Source organism: Vibrio barjaei (genome assembly GCF_001639065.2).
GTDB lineage: Bacteria > Pseudomonadota > Gammaproteobacteria > Enterobacterales > Vibrionaceae > Vibrio > Vibrio barjaei.
This window is the reverse complement of sequence record NZ_LQXO02000023.1, coordinates 79,581-99,796: the sequence shown is the minus strand read 5'-3', so window position 1 is coordinate 99,796 and position 20,216 is coordinate 79,581. Positions and strand designations below refer to the sequence as shown.

Sequence of the window (20,216 nt, the reverse complement as noted above, 5' to 3'; positions counted from 1 at the left end):
ACTCTATTTCCACTCCCTATCATCCCTTCACCTATTCATTTCAGAGTCGCCATTTTGAGCGACATAATATCTTGGTCCAAACTCAGGTGTCTTTATGTTAGATTACTTTGCTCTATTTCTGGTTTTTTTTGTATTTATTACAATATTTTATGGAATAATTGTCATTCATGACATTCCCTACGAAATCGCTCACAAGCGTAACCACCCACATCAGGATGCAATACACGTAGCAGGTTGGGTTAGCCTCTTTACACTCCACGCCATATGGCCTTTTTTATGGATTTGGGCCACGCTGTACAAGCCTGGCACCGGGTGGGGATTCACTCAACAACAAAAACTTCAACTAGAGTCTGAGCTCGTTCATCTAAAAAATGAAATTGCTGAACTTAAACAGCATATAAATAAGGCAGAGGGTTAATAATATGGACATGCTGATTATTCTAACTTATACGGCTTTATGTATTGGTATCTTTAAACTGTTTAAGATTCCTCTTAATAAATGGTCGGTTCCTACAGCCGTTTTAGGCGGGATTGGGATTTTAAGTACCATTATGATTGCGATGAACTACAACCACCCTTATGCTAAATTTTCTAAAGAAGTGTTTGTCTCAGTCCCTATCATCCCTCAAGTCACGGGGACTGTTAAACAAGTTCACGCCAAAGCCAATGTGCCTGTTAAAAAGGGCGATATTCTATTTACTTTGGAAAATGACAAACAGCAGATTGCGCTCCGTAAAGCGAAAGCTGCTTTAGAAGAAGCGAAAAGTATTGCCTACCAGAAAGATCAGGGATTAGTTTCAGCAATTGCAAACACTGAAAAAGCACAAGCCGCAGTACAAAAAGCAGAAGCCAATTTAAACCGTACCTTTTCAACCTACCAACGTTACACCGAAGCTCATACGAAAGGCGGCGAAAACTCTCCATTCACAGATGGTCAAATTGAACGACAGAAAGAACTCTACAACTCGGCAAAAGCCAGTGTTGATATCGCTCGTTCTACCCTAGATGCCGCCGAATCAGAGCAAGAGCGAGTTCGCCTAGATGCAGACTCAAATATCTATGGAGAAAATACTCGTGTGGCACAATTAATCGAAGCAGTAAAACAAGCAGAGCTCGATTTGGAATACACCATCGTTCGTGCCCCAGCCGATGGTATACCGACTCAAATTGCCTTAGCTCCGGGTTTTCGCTCTGCATCGATCCCGCTACGCCCCTCAATGGTCTTCATTCCAGATACCGGAAAACGTCAAATTGCCGGGATGTTTTGGCAGAACTCTTTACGAAGACTCCAACCAGGTTTAGAAACTGAAATGATCTTAGATTCACAGCCTGGTAAAGTGTTTACAGGGAAATTGGTCAGTGTGTTGCCAGCAATGCGAGAAGGTGAAGTGCAAGCAAATGGTACCTTAGTATCAGCCAGTACTTTAACTCGACATGGTTTTGCTGTTGGAATTATCGAGCTTGACGAAGACCTGGATAATTATGAACTACCAATGGGTGTTCAAGGCCAAGCTGTCGTATTGAATCATGAAGGAGATATTCTTCATACTTCAATCGTACGTCGAGTTTTGTTGCGTATGATGTCTTGGTTAAAGTATGTTTGGCCAATGAAGTAAACTACTCTAGATGTAACAACCTCGGCTTTTGCCGAGGTTTTTTTGTAACTTCAGATTTATCGCATCAAAGCTTTTTTGCCTTCCAGTTCTCAAGCCAATAGCCCAATGTATAAGTACAAATAGTGATATCTGTTATCGCAAATGGAATAAAGCTGGCATTTAGATGTACAGTTTCAGGGTTAAAGAAGTTAGATACATACAAGTACACCATGAACAACTTCTCCAAAAACGAATAGAGAATAATAGATTCCCTCCATTGTGGTATAAACGCTGATGCAGCGATAAAGAAACCCATTAAGCCAACCATGATTCCCCAGTGTCGAAATAGAAACACATAATTAGCATCATAAGGAAGGTTATTCATGTCTCGTAAAGCCGACTCGGGATTGACGGCGTATATCCCCGCATACATCGTAATTAAACCACCAACCACGAGAAACGGTTTTAAGAATCGATTAAAAAACATAATGCACCACTTTGCGAACGTTAACGAAAATAATTTGACGAAAAATCAATTTATAACGAGAGTCTATCCAATGGCAGCTGCTGAGTATTCAGTAAGAATTACGGTATATAACGAACGAACTGAGTAGAAGTAGCGCTAGAATAGCGCTACTTGAAAGGTGAGAGTTTAGAAGCTTAGATTAACGCCTACAAAATGGATATGGCCTTTAAAAGTACCATTAAGGTCTGGTAGTGGCGTATTCAACCCGTTATCTAGTGCCCCGACTTGTCGCTCCACGGGTATAGAACCAAAGTCTGCAAACTCATAAAAGAAGTCGACTGTTTTGTCCCCCCATTCAGTGCTCGCACCGAATGAATAACGATATTGCTCACCAACTGGCAGATCTACCCACTGCAAAGAGGGATCATCTTGTGGCGAAGTTTCATAGGAGAATCCAGCTTTTAATGCCCAACCGTTGTTGAGTTTATACTCTGTACCCACTGCAAATTTCCAAACATCCTGCCACTGTCTATCTACTGAACTTGTTAGGTTGTCGGTATATAACGGCGTTTCCTCAAAATCACTCCATTGATGGAACTGAATTGAGCTCAAAATAGCGATTTTCGAGTTAACATCATAACGACCACTCAGGTCAACAATGGCGGGTACTAACAACTCAGTTTGAAGTGGTAACGACATTGCAGGGTCAACAGATGTTGCCGTAACAGCAAACTCGTGTTCCAATTTAGAGCGATAGCTAAGTCCGATGGACCAATCTTGCTGCTTATGCATAACACCTGCGGTATAGCCATAAGCCCAGTCAGTATCCAAGTCTGTTTGCAATGAAGCCGTGGATACTTCAAGTAATCCATAGCTAATCTGAGCACCTAGTGCGATAGACCAGTTTTCATTCAACTTGTAGCTCATGTTGGGATTCAATTGAACCCCAGTCATAAATGCCTTATCTAGATACGGCGCTCCTGCCCACTCACTACCGTATTCAATTGATGAACCACCAACAACACCAAAGTTCACACCAAGATGAAGCGAATCATTCAGTTGTCGCACATAAAATACCCCAAGTGAAGGCATCGTAGTGGTCGCTTCTCCGTCACCGTTGGCTATACCAGATTTATCGTCATAATCCATTTTCAGGTTGAGCAACATGGCATTGACCGTCGTCAATTGCTCACCCATAAAGGCCATTGAGGCAGGGTTAGTCCAGGTGGCGGCAGCAGATTTAGTGTAAACACCATCACCAGCACCAGCAGCACCCGCGTTGGCCGTAACGGCCTCTTGCAATAACAAACCACTCGCTTGAACTGTCGGCGCTAGTAGCAACAATGCGATCGTAGATTTCTTCATGTGAATTCGCTCTAAAAGAATATATTAGGAAATTTTCATGTGCAGTTAGCTGCACTTCTATTGATTATTTAACTAATTCAATTTTAAAAAACTGAGCTTGTGAAATGATCGGTAAAAATACTGCACCGGAAAGAACGAATGGAATTTTGTGAAGGCGGTATGTTGAAATAAATTAATGCCGTACCCATACCAAAATATACAGTGAGATACGGCTTCGAATTGAGTAATTATATACCGTAATTATTATTTTCTACGAGTATCATTATGCCCGGCCATAAAGTCATTCGTGCCAGTTATCTTAGAGATCCAATCCCAACCACGAAAACCAACCAAACCACGAATAAATGGAATAACTCCTACAGCACGCGGTCGTGCTACGAGTATTTTGTTCTTTTTAATCCCCTTCCAAACCGCATCGACCATTTCATCTGTCGAAATCATTGGCATTAACTTAGAATGTGCACCGGCAAACATTCCTGTATCAATGTGCCCAGGAGTAACAGTGGTAACTTTGATATGCGGTAGTGTCTCAGCGAGTTCCACGCGTAATCCCTGAGACCAACCTAACATTGCCCATTTGCTAGCACAGTACACTGTGATTCTTGGACAGTACATGAAACCGGCACCAGAGGAAATATTGACGATATGACCCTCATCTACTTCCGCCATTGCAGGTAAAAAAGCACGCGCGATATGCATAGGTGCAGTACTATTTATTTGCATTGATAGATCAATTTTCCTTGGGTCGTGGTCAATAAAGTGTTCAGACACAACAATACCCGCATTGTTAATTAAGAGCTCGACCGCACCGATATTTTTCAGAATGATTTCCGCAGTTTGATAAACCAACTGAGTATCAGTAACGTCGACTTGAAACGTGTATAATTGAGTCTCGCTACCATGAAACTCTTGCTTAACCTGCTCCAATGCGTCTTGGTTTAAATCCCAGATTATGACGGCTTTTGCGCCCTCTGCAACTGCACGCTCCACATAAGCCTTACCCATGCCGCTCGCACCACCTGTTACAAGAACGGTCTTATTCATAATGCTTTTCATACGTTGGTTCTCTCTCGATAATTGAAATTCGACTTTTCTTTAGAACTGCTGCTCTATTATTGAGAGGAAGTATACGAACTGACTATGCAGGAATATGCAGTAATTAATACTGCAATAGTAGTACTTAAGGGGTAAAGGATTATCACCCCTTATAATCGATAAGATAATTGGCTAAGAATTGGTAAAATATGTTAGTTAGCGGTCAACGGATTCGATACCTAAGCCATTCCTAAGCGCAAATTGCACTAGTTCTGTATGATTATCCAAATCCAATATATCGAGCATTCGATATTTGTGCGACTCAATAGTTCTTGGGCTCAAGAACAGCTTTTCGGCACACTGTTTTGCTGTATAGCCCTGGGCGAGTAAAGTAAGAACTGTACATTGTTTTTTGCTCAAAAGTAGCAGCTTCTCACTCTCATCAACGGCATTGCTATCATCAAGACTTAGATTACGAGTCATGGTTGCATGCTGCCAGAAGCATAACCAAATATCACACAACAAGCGAAGTCGCTTTAAGTTTTCCTCTGATAATGGCGGTTCATCTAAACTAAAACGGGAAAAGGCAAGCGCTCCCCACGTTTGACCGAATAGTTCCAAACGAATGATACCGTGCCATCTAGCACCTTCACGATAGAGTTCTTTTACCGGATCTAATGAGTGCTTGGATAACGCTTCGCTGTCAAATATCTGCCACGTTTGTCTTGAACGTAAGATTCTTAGATAGTCTTTGTAGTTGCCTCTAAGGAATCGTTGTTTTTCGAGTGGAGGGATACCTTTACGGGAGACGGAGATCGTCTTTCCATCATTGAGAAGAATCATCGAATTTGGAAACACTGTTAGCCTATCGAGCTTGAACCACTCTAATGCTTCTTCAGCAAGTTCTACAAAATTGTCCAGAAACTCATTAGGTTTTGAGGCAGTCAGTCGCTCTGATTGACTCATTAACAACTCTTCAAAAGTACTCTTCATTCTAATTCTCGCGATACAACAGACTAATAGTTATAGTTTTTTTAAAGCTAGCCCATCTGGAAAAAGTGTCAACGTGTGGGCTAAAAATTGGGATTTTATTAAATGTTAATTCTTGGCAAAAAAAGGCCAGTAGCTAATGCTACTGGCAAAGGGTTAAATAGAACAGTGTCAAAGACTAAATTAGATGTTCACGTTAGCGCGTAGGAATAGCTTGTCATCATCTTCAGATGTGAATTTGTAATCAGTCACTAACTCAAGGTGTTCGTTAAGACGGTATGAAGCACCGATAGTGAACCAGTCGTCTTTATCAAATGTTCCACCTTTGTTACTCTCTTTATCGAAATTGTAGTTTTCCGAGTTATATGTCGATGAGATAGAAAGGTTCATTGTCGCTTGGTAAGCGATACCTAGTGCATAACCCTCTGTTTCCTCGTTATTTACCGCATTGGTTCCATCTGACTCTACGTCAGCAAAATCGTATTTTGCAGCAAAGTTAAACTTATCAAATACTGCTACCGCACCAATCGTGTAGACTTTTTCGCTGCGGTCGACTGCGTCTGTTGAATATTCACCTTTTGCGATATCCACATAAGTACCACCGATAACAACTGGACCTACCGTTGCAGAACCACCAACAGCCCATGCATCATTAGTGTGTTCCCATGCTGCACCGATATCGAAGTTTTCACCAAAATAGTGGTGGTTAAGTTGCTCGTCAGTACACGCAGCTTCATCAGCTTCTGCACCTAAACCGTACTCTTTAGAGATATCACCAAAGCCAAGGTATACATCCGCAATACCACATTGTTTACCAAAAGTCGTGACACCTGCTACCGTTTTAGTACCAAATACAAAGCGGTCGACATAGTTTGTCGCTTCTACTTTTGTATCTAATCCACTCCAAGCGTAGCGAGCTTCACCACCCATTAGAATCGAAAAGCTATCTGTCACCGAATAACTTAAGTCCGCACCTACTTTAAACATATAAGTTTGGTCAAAGTTTCCATCTGCTTGGTCATCAAATAATACGTTACCGCCTAGCTCTGCCCCTGCGTAAGCAACACCAGACAATTTATCGTTCTCAATAAAATCGTACAAGTTATTTGGTTTATCAGCAGTAGAAGATAGCTCTGAGATATTTGCTGCAGATGATTGCTCTGCTGAGATAGTTGCTGCGTCTGATTCTGCTAAAGCAGGTGCCGACAAGATCATAGCGATAGCAATGGCCAGTTTTTTCATTTTTGTATCCCGATAGTAATGTTGGTTTACTTATGTTTTTGAACGTAAACGTCCTTCGATGGGGATAATATTGAATCAACCAACATGGTATAAATACGGTAATATTACTGAAACTTTATTTATTCACGTGCGGCACTTCACATTAATTAATTTATCAAAAGCGGACATTACGACAGGGTAAGATTGTCCAGTTTAAAAAAACCAATTCACTAAGATTTAATACGGTAAATTTACTGATTTTAACCTTTGACTCATATTAAAAAACCAGCTCATTACAAGCTGGTTTATTATTTAGATGGATAATAACGTTGATATCATCTGCTTGACTTCATTATCTCCTGGCAGAAACATCTGTTTTACTACAGATATGTCACCAGTCTTCAGTACGGTTTTGGCATGAGAGAAGGTATGAAAACCTTCTATACCGTGATAAGCCCCTATTCCAGACTCTCGAATACCACCAAATGGCGCATCATCAACAGCGGCGTGGAACAAAGCATCATTAATGCACATCCCACCACACTTTATGTTCTTCGTCACCCAATCTTGTCTTTCATCTGACTCACTCATTAAGTAAAGCGCCAACGGGTTCGGATTGCATTCGATAATATCAAGTGCCTCTGCCAAATTTTGATAAGTGATTACAGGTAATAGTGGCCCAAAAATCTCATTCATCATTACCAAAGAATCTGCAGCTGGATTGATAATAAGCTGAGTAGATAACAATCGATCTTCAAAGCGATATCCATTAGGGTGGCATGATACTATCTGCTCTGCTTTTCTTTGCGACTCTTCCAAATAATTATGAATCCGCGTCATTTGACTTTCCGTTACCAGTGACGTCATCTCTAATGAATCGACACCATCAACAAACAGCTCTTGATATTGTGCTACATATTCAGCAATAAAAGCCTCTAGTTTATCCTCTGGCAATAAAACGTAGTCCGGTGCTATGCAATACTGGCCGTTGTTCGCACTCTTACCTACAACGATACGTTCAACGGCTTTGGCAATAGTAATGGTTTCATCTATCAAAACTGGAGACTTCCCGCCAAGCTCGAGCGTGACTGGTGTGAGATTCTCCGCTGCGGCTTTCATGACCAATCTTCCAACTGTTGTTGAACCAGTAAACAAAATATGATCAAAAGGTAGTGCACTGAATTGTGCAGCAACATCCGCCTCCCCTTCGATTACGCACACTTCATCTTCTCTGAATTCAGTCGCGAGTGCATTCCTCAAAGCTGAGTTTAGATTCGGTGTAAACTCACTCATTTTGATTAACACGCGGTTACCAGCAGCCAATGCGGTGGTCAATGGATTTAGCGTCACCATTAATGGTGCGTTCCATGTACTAATGATGCCAACCACACCTTTAGGTTGATAAACTACCTGCGCTTGCGAAGTACTCGCTAATAAAACTCCCGGATGGCGCAGTGACGGTTGCATCCACTTCTCTAGGTTATCGATGGTGTAATTGATATTGTTGATGATAGGTAGGATTTCGAGCATCGTGTCTTGTAAACTGCGCTGTCCAAAGTCTTTGCCGATACTTTCAGCAAACGTATCAATGTTACCAACAAGAAGCTGCTTCAATTTCTGAAGCTTTTCCAATCGTTGATCTAAGGAGGGGTTAGTATTCGCCTTATACGCATCAATTGAGGTTTGAAATCGGTTATTTATGTTCATAGGATATTCCACGTTGTTAGCAAGCTTTTACTACACAATAAATAACCGACTTACGCATCGGTAAAATATCCTGCAAATTACTGCATAAAAATCAGCTATTCTTGCCTAAAAAAAACGCTAAGTCATTCATAACCTAGCGTCTTTGAAATAAGCTTTAGATAAGCATCCTATTTAGTTAAGTGCTTCATACTTTCTCTCAACCATACAATTGCGAAGCACGGTCTTATAATTTTCTAAATTCTTTTGCTGTTGCGCACTTTCATTTCCTTTGCCCGCTACACGACCGACCAAGAGTCCACCCGCCGCACCGATTTTTGCAGCGTCAGAACCACTACCGCCTGCAATTGCCCCTGTTGCAGCCCCAGCGGCAGCCCCTTTAAGCAACCCTCTAGCTCCGCTGCCTCGCGAAGAGGTCACTTCTTCTTGAGTTTGATTTGCTAGGTTTTGACAGTGTGCCAATTCCTGCTCCGCAACATCCTTTGTGACATTATCGTAGTTGAAAATAAGCTTGGATTTTTGGTCAATAATGTCTCCACCTTTCACTGGTTCTTGTGCCATTGATAAAAAAGACGCACTCATTATCATTCCTGCTACTATTAGCTTCTTCATACTTTAACTACTCTATTTGTCAAACATTGAATTAGCATGCACATTAAAAGTTACGAGTCGTACCGTAATTTTACTGAATCAGAATTAGCCTTAATTAATCATTCCGTAAAATTACTCTATTTACTTCGAGGTTAGCTAAACATAATTGAAGAAATTCTTTTATAAATTAACAATCATGAGCAACATAAAAGTAAAAGCACAACAATACCTCGAAAAAGACATCATAGAGCAACTTCTTAGACCATCAGAAAGATTAGTAATTAAAGACCTCGCTAGACGCTACTCACTGGGCTTATCACCTCTAAGAGAGGCTGTTCAAGCATTATCACATACTGGTTTTATTCACTATCGTCCTAATCATGGAGCATGTGTTGCTCCTCTATCAATGGACGAACTAAACAGCATTGTTGACTTCTTGTGCCACCAACTATTACCTAACAAAAGAGTAGCGCCTGAAAAAGAAAACGGTGAGGTAGTTCAGGAGTACCAGTTGCTTTGTCACTTTCGCAAATTTGGCGAGAGCACTAAACTGAATGGTCCTGACCTGCCCAATTTTTACCATATCGATGAACATTTAGTGGGAATGTTTGAATTGCTTATCCCAACAAACAAAGCTGTGGTGGTGCAGCGCGCTATCCATCAGTCGCTGCAAAACCTGAGGCGTTACTTACGACTTTATACTATTCATCACTGCCAACAGTGGCGACGTTTGTATGCCCCAAGTGAGCTCGACATGGTAGTGCACAAAGCGATCTATTCAGCACGTTCCGATTATCGTGAGTTATTAACCAACTACCTTGTCAATATTCAATCGGTACTCGGGGAGTCAATGGTGCTTGGTTCTAATCCTCTCTTCACCTATGAATCGGTCGCGGTTTCACTCAAACGTTAGCACCTTGCTTATCCTTACAGTTAATAAGGTGAGAAATTCTGCTTCAGTTCCCGTAGAATACGCCCTCGTTTTTATTGGTAGGGTATAAGTTGTGACACGAGATCAGTTTGAGCTTTTAGCACCTGGTGGTGATGTTGAATCTATTAAAGCAGCAATTGCGGCAGGCGCTGATGCCGTCTATTGCGGGCTAGACCGCTTTAACGCTAGGAACCGTGCAGCAAACTTAACCTTAGAAAACTTAACAGGTGTTTTGGCACTCGCACACGCTAACAACTGCCAGATTTTCGTGACGCTTAATGTGTTGATCCTAGAGAGTGAGATTCCAGCCGTCATGCGACTGCTTGCTCAGCTAGCACAAACTGATATTGACGGCGTCATCGTTCAAGACCTAGGACTTGCTTACCTACTCAAGCACCATTTTCCTGAATTAGATGTGCACGCATCTACTCAGCTCAATACCCACAATACTGGGCAAATTGAGTTCTTAAAGCAGATGACGGTAAGTCGAGTTAATCTTTCGCGCGAGTTGAATATCAAAGAGATTGGTCATTTAGCCAAATTCGGCCACCAGCACAACGTGTTAATGGAAGTCTTTGTCCATGGTTCATATTGCATTGGATTCTCTGGCCTTTGCTATATTAGCTCTGCTCGTAATGGTGCGTCAGGCAACCGCGGACGTTGCAGCCAGCCGTGTCGTGAGCAGTATGAAACGACAAAAGCAGGTTCCGATTACCCATTAAATTTAAAAGACAATTCCGCTTTTAATGATCTGCAAGCATTAGCCGATGCTGGAGTTTATTCTCTCAAAGTAGAAGGCCGTATTAAGAAGCCTCATTACGTCTATACTGTCGTTGATAACTGGAGAAAACAAATTGACCGTCTGTGCGACGGCGAAGCACTTTCCAATGATACAACCGATCTTTACACCGTATTTAATCGTGATTTTTCCAATGGCTTCCTGCAAGGTGAGTTTGGAAAAAACATGTATATCGACAACCCGCGTGATCACGCAGTAAAGCACTTCTCAACGGTCTATAAGTGCACTACCAGTGATGAAATTCAGTCCATAAAACGCCGTCTTTACGATAAGAAAACCAAAATTATTCAACATGTTGAATCTGAAATTTCGGCGATGGGCCTCGGTACAACAAATACCGCGACCAGTTTAAAAGGCTCCATTGAAGCTCCTACACTAGCGCCTCTACCTGAAACCCTGACAATTGGTAGTGAAAAGCGCCTTTCCATACTTGTTTCATCGGAACAGGACGTGAGTCTAACGCTTAACGATAATGTCGATGTCTACTATCAATTGCCTATGGGTTTAAAAGCTGAGTTAGCATCACTCATTGCGCTCTTTGAAGCTAGTCCTCGACTCAAACCATGGTTCCCTGCCATTTTAATTGGTGATGACTTTGAGGCGGCGAAACAGCTGTTAGATGCCATTAATCCATCGATGCTGATAACCAATAATTCAGGTGTCGGCTTTTACGCACAACTTACTGGGCTGAATTGGATCGCTGGCCCTCAGATGAACACTGCGAACTCGTATTCGCTCAAATGTTTAAACGACGAATACCACGCCAGTGGCGCATTCTTATCGAATGAACTGAGCAAAAAACAGCTCAAATACATCCGCCGCCCAACTACCATGCGAACGTTCTACAGTGTTTATCATCCAAATACGTTACTTACCAGTCGTCAGTGCTTATTCCAACAAACTGAAGGATGTAAAAAGATTAAGGTAAACAATGGCTGTTTGAAACGATGCAGTAAACGTACATCCATTATTAACTTAAAAGACAACCCATATGTGGTCGATAAACAAAAAGGCTCGTTTAACAGCCTTTATAGTGAGCTGAATGTTCTAAACCTAGAAGTACTCAATGACCACAACGATCTAATTACGGATGTATTCATTGATATGCGCGACATTCAAACAGAAACTAAGGTCAACGACGATAAGCAGCTAATTATCAACACATTTTTGCATTGGCTAGCTAAACCAGAGCAAACATCAGGTGCTGTTATAGCGACTCTCATCTCGCCAACAACTAACCACCAATATTCGAAAGGTATTTAAGCCCCACCGAGCCAGCGGTAGCCCATTGTTACCGTTGGTTTTTTACCAAGATTTACATTCAAACCTAGCGCATGATCGAAATAAACAGAGTATCATGTAATACAAATTCAACTCCCAACCCCTCACCCTAGTCTTAGCATCTCTTGATGGAACACCAATGACAAATGGAATTCGCTACAAAGTAATACTACTCGCCTGCCTAATTATTAGCGTTGGTCAGTTGAGTATGGGCTTAGTCTTCCCATCACTGCCTTGGATTGCTGCTGATTTTGATATCTCTTTGGACCAAGCACAGCTTCTAGTCGGTATCTATTTATTGGGTTTCGGACCATCTCAATTCTTGTATGGTCCCATTTCAGATGCTGTGGGACGAAAAAAAGTCCTGCTATCGGGACTCATCATCTCCTTAATGGGGCTAATAACAATAATTGTCTTTCAGAGTACGTTTGAAGGGATGGTACTAGGCCGATTTTTACAAGGCTTAGGGACGGGATGCTGTGCCGTACTCGCTAGAGCATCAACCAGAGACCAGTTTAACGGTGCTGATCTTCCAATTGCTATGTCCTACATCGCAATGGCCGCTTCCATAACCCCTGTCGTTGCGCCAGTCCTCGGTGGTTTCATTAACTTCCATTTCGGTTGGAGCATGGTTTTCGTTTCTTTGTTTAGTTATGTCGCATTGGCCTGGATCGTTATTGCTTTCCAATTCAAAGAAACAGTAGCTCAAAAATCTTCAATACCATCTCCACGAAAAATGCTGTGCCAATACTGGGAACTGATGCGTTCGACCTACTTTATGAGCTTCGCCAGTATCGGATGGCTGAACTTCAGTTTAATGATCACTACCGTATCCGTTATGCCTTTTATCATGCAGAATCAAATTGGTATGAATTCTGATGAGTACGCATTATGGGCGCTTATCCCGGCTTTCGGTATGATATTAGGTACGACACTATGTAATCGAATACGTCCTATCATCGGTACAAGGAACATGCTCTTTTGTACGCCTCTCATACATTTAATTGCGGCACTTTGGTTATTTCTCTCTCCCCTCGAACCTATCTATCTAATGATAGGTCAGTTTTTGATGATTTTAGGTAACGGCATCGCACTCCCTTGCTCTCAAGCAATGGTCCTTCTTCCATACAAAAAACAAGCAGGTGTCGCCGCCGCGTTATCTGGAGGTGGGCAGATGATTGTATCGTCCCTGGTTAGTATGGGATTGGTTCGGTTAGGTTTGAGTGAACCTTGGCATTTATCAATGGTGATAACGCTCTTCGCAGCAATTACATTCACAAATATCCGCAACGGATTTAATGCAGAGCAATCATCTTCATCTCCCTAAACCCAAGGAATCACTAAAGACATAACATCAGCAAGTATTATGATTAATAGTCCGGTTGATGATCTTGAAAATAAACCGTCGCATCCATAATATTGCCATCTTCGAGTTTGCACTCATTAGAAGCGGATATAAAGCTACCACCATTCGCCTCACAATAATGCTGAACCTCAGTTTTCACCGGTTTAGGGGCTTGGTGTATGTTGTTTGCACAACCAAATAGAGTTAGTGGTGCAACTAATATCATTAGTACTAATTTTCTTTTCATTTCTTGTTCTCACGTGGTTATTAATTCGTATTCAACTGGTAAGCAGTTAACTTTCCACTGGATTGCTCCGCATATTAGTTATGTTGAATATGTTGCTAATGAACTTATATACGACAACCAGATACCAATCTTTTCGGATTCAAAAGTAAATCGATGGCTTCGTGAATGCTGTTAGAGATTAGATCTGCTCGCATAAGTGCTTTTGGGTGAACGCCTTCCGCTGTCTGAACGACAATGCCTAACGTCACTTTTTCAAGCATAAGTACATCGTTTAGACCTCTACCAATAGCAACAGAGCTTGAGGATGGTGTAGACATAGACTCGCTTTTCTGTCTTTGAGTATTACAGTGGTCTAAAGTGACTACATTAACGGGTAGAGATGACAAAACGTCTTTGGCAGTGCCAAATGTATCCGCAGTTAACACGTAAATATCTACTAATGAAGCAAGCTCTCTTAGCTTATTTTCGACGCCCCCAATGAGCTTTCCATCCTCAGCTAACGTACCATCAAATCCAAAATATACCGTTTTAATCGTTTTAGACCAATTTGGTATAGGTATTTCAATACTCATATCTATTCCTCGAAGAAGTTTCTTTCATTTAAACAATTATCGAAAAGAAACCCTCAATAAAATACAGGTTAATTATAAATCTCAACAAACAAAACCAAATTAATCACAATACGATTAACTCGTGCTAATTGTAAATCCAAGTAATCTCATGCTTAGCTGAAATATCGTGATTTAATCTTAATGCGAAGATATCACAACGACTACTGAATTATACTTCAAAGAGACTTTAGCATTACTAAATCAATAAAAGCCTTGATTATCAATACGATAGTCATTTTACACGTATAAAGGACACCTAATTAACGTTTGAATAGATTACTATTCTGATGAGTGGATTTAGAGTTAGCCAATTATTTAGCCACTTGAGTATTTATTAGAGTACGGATTCTAGAGATAAAAAACACGATAGCATTTTGATTTAATGCATTTTTAACTTAGCACTGCCCCATATCATTTTATAAAAAACGCCTTGTCACCCTTCAACTCTTAAAATAACTGCCATAGATAAAATCAACCAATGGAACTACTCATAATCTTGCCTATAATATAGCTGTCAGTAACACTCTGGCTAATGACTAAATTAACACTAAAAGGAAGTATGAGGTTAAATATGTATAAATCTATTTTCAGACTCATGATGCTCGTATCTTTTTCTATACTAATCATCGCTTGTACTGCAACACAAAGCTCAGATAAAGAGAACATGGATGCGTCCATGGAATCATTACAAAGGGGCACGTTGGTTGTTAATGATTTTGGATATGAAGTATCGGATGGCGATGAGGTTAGACAGCAGTTTGATTCTTACTTATCTCCCATCTATCGAGAAACTTACATTACGAGCAAACAAGCTAAAGAGATGAACCTAAAACCTGGTTACACTTTCCATGTATATGACTTCCAGTCTGTTAAGAATTTAGACAAGAAGATTGCTGAAAAAGTCAAAAAGGACAAACCTATTTACTTTACTGTTGACTACTACAAGAATGTTGTGGGCGATGATGACCAAGTAGAATATAACGCGAAGGTAACGTTCTATTAATATTATTATGTGCCGCCTCTATGCAAGTCGGGCGGTACTATCATCACTGCAACATAAGCAGACACGATTTTTGAAGACCCTAGATGTCCAAGCAGACAACTTTTGATCTAAATGGTGTAGTTCATTTATGGCGAGCGAAAGCTTAGGAAGGTAATTCTAGAATACTTAGTTGTTTCAGGTGTTATGTGAAGAGTAAATAACATGGGGGAGAAATTGGAGCGTGCAGCGGGAATCGAACCCGCATCATCAGCTTGGAAGGCTGAGGTAATAGCCATTATACGATGCACGCATCATCGTGGAACGAGAGTTAATATGCCATATCTGAGACAAAAGAAAAGCACTAATTAGGACTTAAGTGTTTGTTTGCACATTTTTTATTCTTAACGAACAATTCTTACTCGCTTCAAATGTCTGATTCCAGTTAAACTGTGACAGACCCCACAAACTTATGGATTTTATGGTGATTTACGCTGAATTTATGTAGCTGACCCAAGCAATCACCAAAGTTAGTCGTTTAGTAAACGGCCGGGTGCAGAATATCTCTTTTGCCAATAATAATTCAAGTAACACTGTCGATAATCTACTGCTAAGTTCCCTATAGAGAGCAGTGAACGCAATCGCTTGCACTTTTCACAGTTTCGCCACTATAAAACTGCATAGAATTGACAGTATTTCGAATATTCACTCTCGATAATTCTATTAAGCTCTGTTACCTTTACGCCATTAAGTCGAGTGCTTTTAATTGATTAGACGGAACTATGCCTTCTCCACAAACCATTAGAAAAATCGTAGAAATTGGCGACACACTTCATCGAAGTGGTTGTGCTCCATATAAAGTGGAAAAGTACGCGCAATACTATGCTCAAAAGCACGGTCTTGATGTTATGGTTCAAGCAACGCCAACCGCTATCAACTATCAGTTTCCAGATAAAAACAACACCGTGGTAATGAAGCGTTTAAAGCCAGCATCCATTAACCTCAGCTTACTTGCTAACACCATTATTCGTATCAACCAACCAAGTAACGAACCACTTCCTGAACCCGTTGGTTACCCTAAATGGGTGGTTGCCCTCGCCAATATGGGGATTCCACCAGCCTACCTTATGTTGGTAGGAAGTACGCTTGAAGCGATTGGCTTCTCTATCTTGTTAGGTTTGATGGTTTGGATTTGCCAGCTTATTTATAAAGGTCGCAACTCCATTGCAGTTGAGTTTGTGTCTGCGTTATTGACAGGCGTGTTGGTTGCCTTCATTGCAAGTACAGGTGCGGCCATTCCTATTTGGGCGCTATGTATTGCGTCGGTGGTACTATTTGTGCCCGGCCTATCCATTGCTAACTCTTTAGAGTGTTTGGCGTTCAATGATCTCGTTTCAGGCACAGCACTCTTGGGACAAAGTGCCCTCACCCTCATCAAACTCTTTATAGGGGCGATAATGGGATTAAATATAGGCGAAGCGCTTTGGGGACAAGCAGAGTCACTCTCTTATACCAATGAAGTACCACTCTGGCTTCATTGCTTTGGATTGCTACTTATCTCTACCTCAATCGGTGTGATTTTCAACGCTAGACCTAAGGATATTTTGTTAGGTCTTCCTGTTGCTGTACTAGGCATGTGGGGACCATTTTATCTAGGCTTTGATAGCGGCTGGATCGTCGGTACTTGGGTAACTACTGTGTTGATAACATTATACGGAACATGGGTAGCCAAACGCTTGGATCTAACAGGCTCAATTTATATTGTTCAAGGCATTATTATTCTTGTTCCTGGTAGCCGCGTTCTCGTTAGTGCAAGTCAATCAGTGTTCGAACAATCGATTCTTCCGATACCAAACATCGGTTTATCCGCATTATTTATGTTTTCTGCTATCGTAGCCGGACAAATAACCGCATATTCAATCTACTCACCAAAGATTGAGCGATAAAATACTTAGTAAGAAGATTATTTTATAGAACTCCATTGGAGTTCATAATAATAGAATTGTTTGCAAAATCTTTACAAAACTATTAATTCACTAGTCGAAATAATGTTTTATATCAACAAGTTATAGCAACAACACCTGTATTGACTTAGATCATAAAAATAAGCTCGTTTGTTTGAAATGTCATGTAATTGACACTTAAAAACGAGCTGAACTTCAAATATTCAGCAACTTTCCAAGTAACTATCTTTGACTTAGGTAAGAACTACCTTATATTCATCACTGGCTAGAAAATTAGTTCCATTGTTTACAAAAGGCATTCGTTGAATTCTCGGAATTCCCCCGACGCGTTGTACGCAATAGCAATTTACTTTTCCACGCTATAGCTGCCGGATTTGGCAAACAAGAAACAAAAGATAGTAAAATTTAGGATATAGATATGTCTAACACAGTTACTGGTACAGTTAAGTGGTTCAACGAAACTAAAGGCTTTGGCTTCATTCAACAAGAAAATGGTCCTGACGTGTTCGCTCACTTCAGCAACATCAAAGCAGACGGTTTCCGCACGCTAGCTGAAGGTCAAAAAGTGGCATTCAAAGTGACACAAGGCCAAAAAGGTCCTCAAGCTGAAGAGATTACTTTGGTTTAACTGCCAGTAAGCAATACCTTCGATAAATAGCCAGCCTAGCTGGCTATTTTTATATCACTTGAAGCACATTCGTTCTATTGTTTATACCCTTTTGCGCCCAGAAGCGTACTATAGACATCACTATTCTACGAATTAGACACTCCCATGGCACTAAAACCAACCATATATAAGTTTCGCGTAGCGTTAACGGATATGAATCGAGATTATTACGACTCTCTTAATCTGACCGTTGCTCTGCATCCATCCGAAAATCATCAGCGCATGATGGCAAGGCTCATGGCTTTTTGTCTCAATGCCTCTCCTGATCTGCAGTTCACAAAGGGGCTATCAACGATTGAAGAGCCTGATATTTGGGAAAAATCTCTAGATGATCAAACCTTACTGTGGATTGATATCGGTGAGCCTGACGTAGAGCGCGTCAAAAAAGCGACACGCTTGGCTAAAAAGACCAAAGTATACAGCTTCAACACCAAAAGCGATGTATGGTGGCAGCAAAACCAAGGCAAATTTGGTTACCTTGATGCTAGCGTGTACCGCTTCAATAATGACTCGATTGAAGCCCTCTCTTCACTGGTCACTCGCACGATGGATCTCTCTGTCATGATTACCGGTACTTCATTGTTTGTTGACGCAGAAACCGGCTCAGCAGAAGTGACGATTGAGGAGCTGCAAGACAAATGATCGAATTGAGGGAAGCGCTCAACAGTATTAGGGTTAATCAAATTCACCTTGTCGACGCTCAGTCTGAAGCACTGGATAATTTGTGTGAACGAGAAAACTTGCTGTACGCAACAGCTCAAGAGAACAAGCCAGGATCTAGCCCAACTCACCTGCTTCTTGGCCTTTTCACTAAGTTAAACATTGAAGCCCTTTCCTCAGTTGAATCTCATATAGAGCAAATCTCTGAAATGAAATCCGTATTCGATCAACAACTTGAAAAAAAACATGCGAAGGCTTTTCGGATACCGGTGTTAGAAGAGTTGCAACTCGTCACGCATATATGGCTATATATTCAAGGCTATCTGGGTATGGATTATAGTTTGGCGAATGATCACGCGACACAAACCAGTAACGCAATTAGTGGATTGCTCGATCAAAGCGCTGATGCTCTACGTACCGACTTTAACCAAAGCTATTATCTTGGTTTTCGAGAATTTGAAGCAAACAAACCACCGTCTTCTGGATGGAAACGGTGGTTTGAGAAATGGTTTAACTAGCTAGCTGAGTCAACCCGTTATCGGTGATTAAAGGTTGGCATGAGGTCCAAATACCTCGTAATGAATTCTTTCTCGCTCAACCCCCATCGACTCAAGTTGCTTCACAACATGGTCCATAAAGACAACCGGACCACAGGTATAGAAGTGACCAACGTTTGTTGGAAGTGCATCTTTGATTTGTGCCAGATCCATTAAACCTGTGCTCGAATTATTGATACCCTCTGCACTAAGTGGTTCACGATACCACACTCTATGGTTCCAACCTTTTGCTGATACGATCGTATCTACCTCATCAATGAAAGAATGTTGCTGTTCGTTCTCACAGGCATGTAAGTAGGTAACAGGGTCGGATTTTCCATCTTTTGCCAACTGTTGAAGCATCGCTTGCATTGGCGTACAGCCAACACCTGCCGAAATTAGAACGACTGGCTTATTAACTTCTGTGTAGAAGAAGTCCCCTGCTGGAGGCAGTATTTCGATCACTGCACCCACTTCCACTTCATCATGCAAATAGTGAGATACCAGACCTAGCTGATCGCTGTTATTTCCTTCCTTCTTAACAGAGATCCGGTAATTTTCACCATTTGGAGCTTGTGAAAGAGAATATTGGCGGATCTCTACATTCTCACCTTTTGAAGGTGTGACTTGTACACCTAGGTACTGCCCTACTTCATAATCAAGAACTTTACCACCATCTTCTGGAGTAAGAACAAAACTCATCACCAGTTCAGATTCAGGCTTTTTATCGGTTACAACAAATCGGCGAGTACCGCGCCAGCCACCAGTCGCTTTTTCACGCAACTGGTATAGCTCTTCCTCACGATCAATAAAGATTTGCGCTAAGAACAAGTAAGCTTCAGTCCACGCTTCTTCAACTTCTTTGGTAAATGCATCTGGCGCCAGCTCTCTTAAAGTCTCAATGAGGTGGTGACCAACGATTTGATAATGTTCCGCTTTGATATTAAAACTAGTGTGTTTGTGCGTGATACGTTCAACGGCTGTAGTAAGCGCTGCTAAGTTCTCAATATTTTTAGCATACGCAGCAACAGCTTCGAATAGAGCAACACTTTGACGCCCTGTCTTTTGGTGCGTCATATTGAAGATGTCCTTAAGCTCAGGGTTGTGAGAGAACATTCTTTGATAGAAATGCTGAGTTAAAGCAGGACCTGCAGACTCGAGTAATGGAATTGTGCTCTTGATGATTTCAATATGGTTGTTATTTAGCATATACGCTCCCTAGAAGGCTT

At 41.2% G+C, this 20,216-nt stretch carries 20 protein-coding genes and 1 tRNA gene; 10 read left to right on the top strand and 11 right to left on the bottom strand.

The features are described from left to right. Window positions 1-94 precede the first annotated feature (94 nt). Together AWH66_RS12260 and AWH66_RS12255 are read left to right on the top strand one after the other, a co-directional pair. Window positions 95-418 (top strand): DUF3302 domain-containing protein, encoded by a 324-nt coding sequence (locus AWH66_RS12260; protein ID WP_006069592.1) that lies wholly within the window; start codon window positions 95-97, stop codon window positions 416-418. 4 nt (window positions 419-422) lie between these two features. After that, window positions 423-1,616, top strand: coding sequence for an HlyD family secretion protein (locus AWH66_RS12255; RefSeq protein ID WP_063606891.1), 1,194 nt, complete (start codon window positions 423-425; stop codon window positions 1,614-1,616). Between the two features lie 64 nt (window positions 1,617-1,680). Here AWH66_RS12255 and AWH66_RS12250 read toward each other — a convergent pair whose 3' ends face one another. From AWH66_RS12250 to AWH66_RS12220, 7 genes are all read right to left on the bottom strand, one after another. Beyond that, complete coding sequence (locus tag AWH66_RS12250; protein ID WP_063606890.1) at window positions 1,681-2,082, bottom strand: hypothetical protein; 402 nt, start codon at window positions 2,080-2,082, stop codon at window positions 1,681-1,683. A gap of 165 nt (window positions 2,083-2,247) precedes the next feature. After that, complete coding sequence (locus AWH66_RS12245) at window positions 2,248-3,426, bottom strand: OmpP1/FadL family transporter (RefSeq protein ID WP_063606889.1); 1,179 nt, start codon at window positions 3,424-3,426, stop codon at window positions 2,248-2,250. Window positions 3,427-3,669: 243 nt separating this feature from the next. After that, window positions 3,670-4,470: an SDR family NAD(P)-dependent oxidoreductase gene (locus tag AWH66_RS12240; RefSeq protein ID WP_167360949.1), complete on the bottom strand. Its 801-nt coding sequence runs from the start codon at window positions 4,468-4,470 to the stop codon at window positions 3,670-3,672. Window positions 4,471-4,677: 207 nt separating this feature from the next. Continuing rightward, window positions 4,678-5,454, bottom strand: a complete 777-nt coding sequence (locus AWH66_RS12235) for a helix-turn-helix transcriptional regulator (protein WP_063606887.1) — start codon at window positions 5,452-5,454, stop codon at window positions 4,678-4,680. 180 nt (window positions 5,455-5,634) lie between these two features. Then, complete coding sequence (locus AWH66_RS12230) at window positions 5,635-6,693, bottom strand: hypothetical protein (RefSeq protein ID WP_063606886.1); 1,059 nt, start codon at window positions 6,691-6,693, stop codon at window positions 5,635-5,637. A gap of 291 nt (window positions 6,694-6,984) precedes the next feature. Next, complete coding sequence (locus AWH66_RS12225) at window positions 6,985-8,379, bottom strand: coniferyl aldehyde dehydrogenase (RefSeq protein ID WP_063606885.1); 1,395 nt, start codon at window positions 8,377-8,379, stop codon at window positions 6,985-6,987. Between the two features lie 171 nt (window positions 8,380-8,550). Continuing rightward, entirely contained in the window at window positions 8,551-8,958 is a 408-nt protein-coding gene (locus AWH66_RS12220; RefSeq protein ID WP_063606884.1) for a glycine zipper family protein, read from the bottom strand. A 205-nt stretch (window positions 8,959-9,163) separates the two neighbouring features. On the opposite strand from AWH66_RS12220, the gene AWH66_RS12215 reads away from it, so the two are divergent. From AWH66_RS12215 to AWH66_RS12205, 3 genes are all read left to right on the top strand, one after another. After that, on the top strand, window positions 9,164-9,880 hold the full coding sequence (locus AWH66_RS12215) for a GntR family transcriptional regulator (RefSeq protein WP_063606883.1): 717 nt from the start codon (window positions 9,164-9,166) through the stop codon (window positions 9,878-9,880). A 91-nt stretch (window positions 9,881-9,971) separates the two neighbouring features. Continuing rightward, window positions 9,972-11,960, top strand: a complete 1,989-nt coding sequence (locus AWH66_RS12210) for a peptidase U32 family protein (RefSeq protein WP_063606882.1) — start codon at window positions 9,972-9,974, stop codon at window positions 11,958-11,960. A 157-nt stretch (window positions 11,961-12,117) separates the two neighbouring features. After that, window positions 12,118-13,305, top strand: a complete 1,188-nt coding sequence (locus tag AWH66_RS12205) for a multidrug effflux MFS transporter (protein ID WP_063606881.1) — start codon at window positions 12,118-12,120, stop codon at window positions 13,303-13,305. A gap of 43 nt (window positions 13,306-13,348) precedes the next feature. Here the strand turns inward: AWH66_RS12205 and AWH66_RS12200 are convergent, their stop codons facing one another. After that, window positions 13,349-13,570, bottom strand: coding sequence for a hypothetical protein (locus AWH66_RS12200; protein WP_124942187.1), 222 nt, complete (start codon window positions 13,568-13,570; stop codon window positions 13,349-13,351). Between the two features lie 104 nt (window positions 13,571-13,674). Continuing rightward, window positions 13,675-14,142: an HAD family hydrolase gene (locus AWH66_RS12195; RefSeq protein ID WP_063606880.1), complete on the bottom strand. Its 468-nt coding sequence runs from the start codon at window positions 14,140-14,142 to the stop codon at window positions 13,675-13,677. A 610-nt stretch (window positions 14,143-14,752) separates the two neighbouring features. Here AWH66_RS12195 and AWH66_RS12185 point away from each other — a divergent pair. After that, the gene (locus tag AWH66_RS12185; protein WP_083400025.1) at window positions 14,753-15,184 is read left to right on the top strand and encodes a hypothetical protein; all 432 of its coding nucleotides are present in this window, start codon (window positions 14,753-14,755) and stop codon (window positions 15,182-15,184) included. A gap of 214 nt (window positions 15,185-15,398) precedes the next feature. Here AWH66_RS12185 and AWH66_RS12180 read toward each other — a convergent pair. After that, window positions 15,399-15,473 (bottom strand) — tRNA-Gly (locus AWH66_RS12180). Window positions 15,474-15,942: 469 nt separating this feature from the next. Between AWH66_RS12180 and AWH66_RS12175 the strand changes: the two genes are divergently transcribed. The 4 genes from AWH66_RS12175 to AWH66_RS12160 all read left to right on the top strand — a co-directional run bounded on the left by AWH66_RS12175 (window position 15,943) and on the right by AWH66_RS12160 (window position 18,969). Then, window positions 15,943-17,106, top strand: coding sequence for a threonine/serine exporter family protein (locus AWH66_RS12175; protein WP_063606877.1), 1,164 nt, complete (start codon window positions 15,943-15,945; stop codon window positions 17,104-17,106). Between the two features lie 436 nt (window positions 17,107-17,542). Then, window positions 17,543-17,752 (top strand): cold-shock protein, encoded by a 210-nt coding sequence (locus AWH66_RS12170; protein WP_006069560.1) that lies wholly within the window; start codon window positions 17,543-17,545, stop codon window positions 17,750-17,752. A 144-nt stretch (window positions 17,753-17,896) separates the two neighbouring features. After that, on the top strand, window positions 17,897-18,433 hold the full coding sequence (locus AWH66_RS12165; protein ID WP_063606876.1) for a YaeQ family protein: 537 nt from the start codon (window positions 17,897-17,899) through the stop codon (window positions 18,431-18,433). Further along, window positions 18,430-18,969 carry a hypothetical protein gene (locus AWH66_RS12160; RefSeq protein WP_063606875.1) on the top strand — a complete coding sequence of 180 codons (540 nt, stop codon included), beginning with the start codon at window positions 18,430-18,432 and terminating at the stop codon, window positions 18,967-18,969. Before AWH66_RS12165 ends, AWH66_RS12160 begins: the two co-directional genes overlap by 4 nt. Before the next feature lie 27 nt (window positions 18,970-18,996). On the opposite strand, the gene hmpA is transcribed toward AWH66_RS12160, so the two are convergent. Beyond that, a complete protein-coding gene (hmpA, locus tag AWH66_RS12155) occupies window positions 18,997-20,196 on the bottom strand; it encodes an NO-inducible flavohemoprotein (RefSeq protein WP_063606874.1) in 1,200 nt (399 codons plus the stop codon). Window positions 20,197-20,216 lie beyond the last annotated feature (20 nt).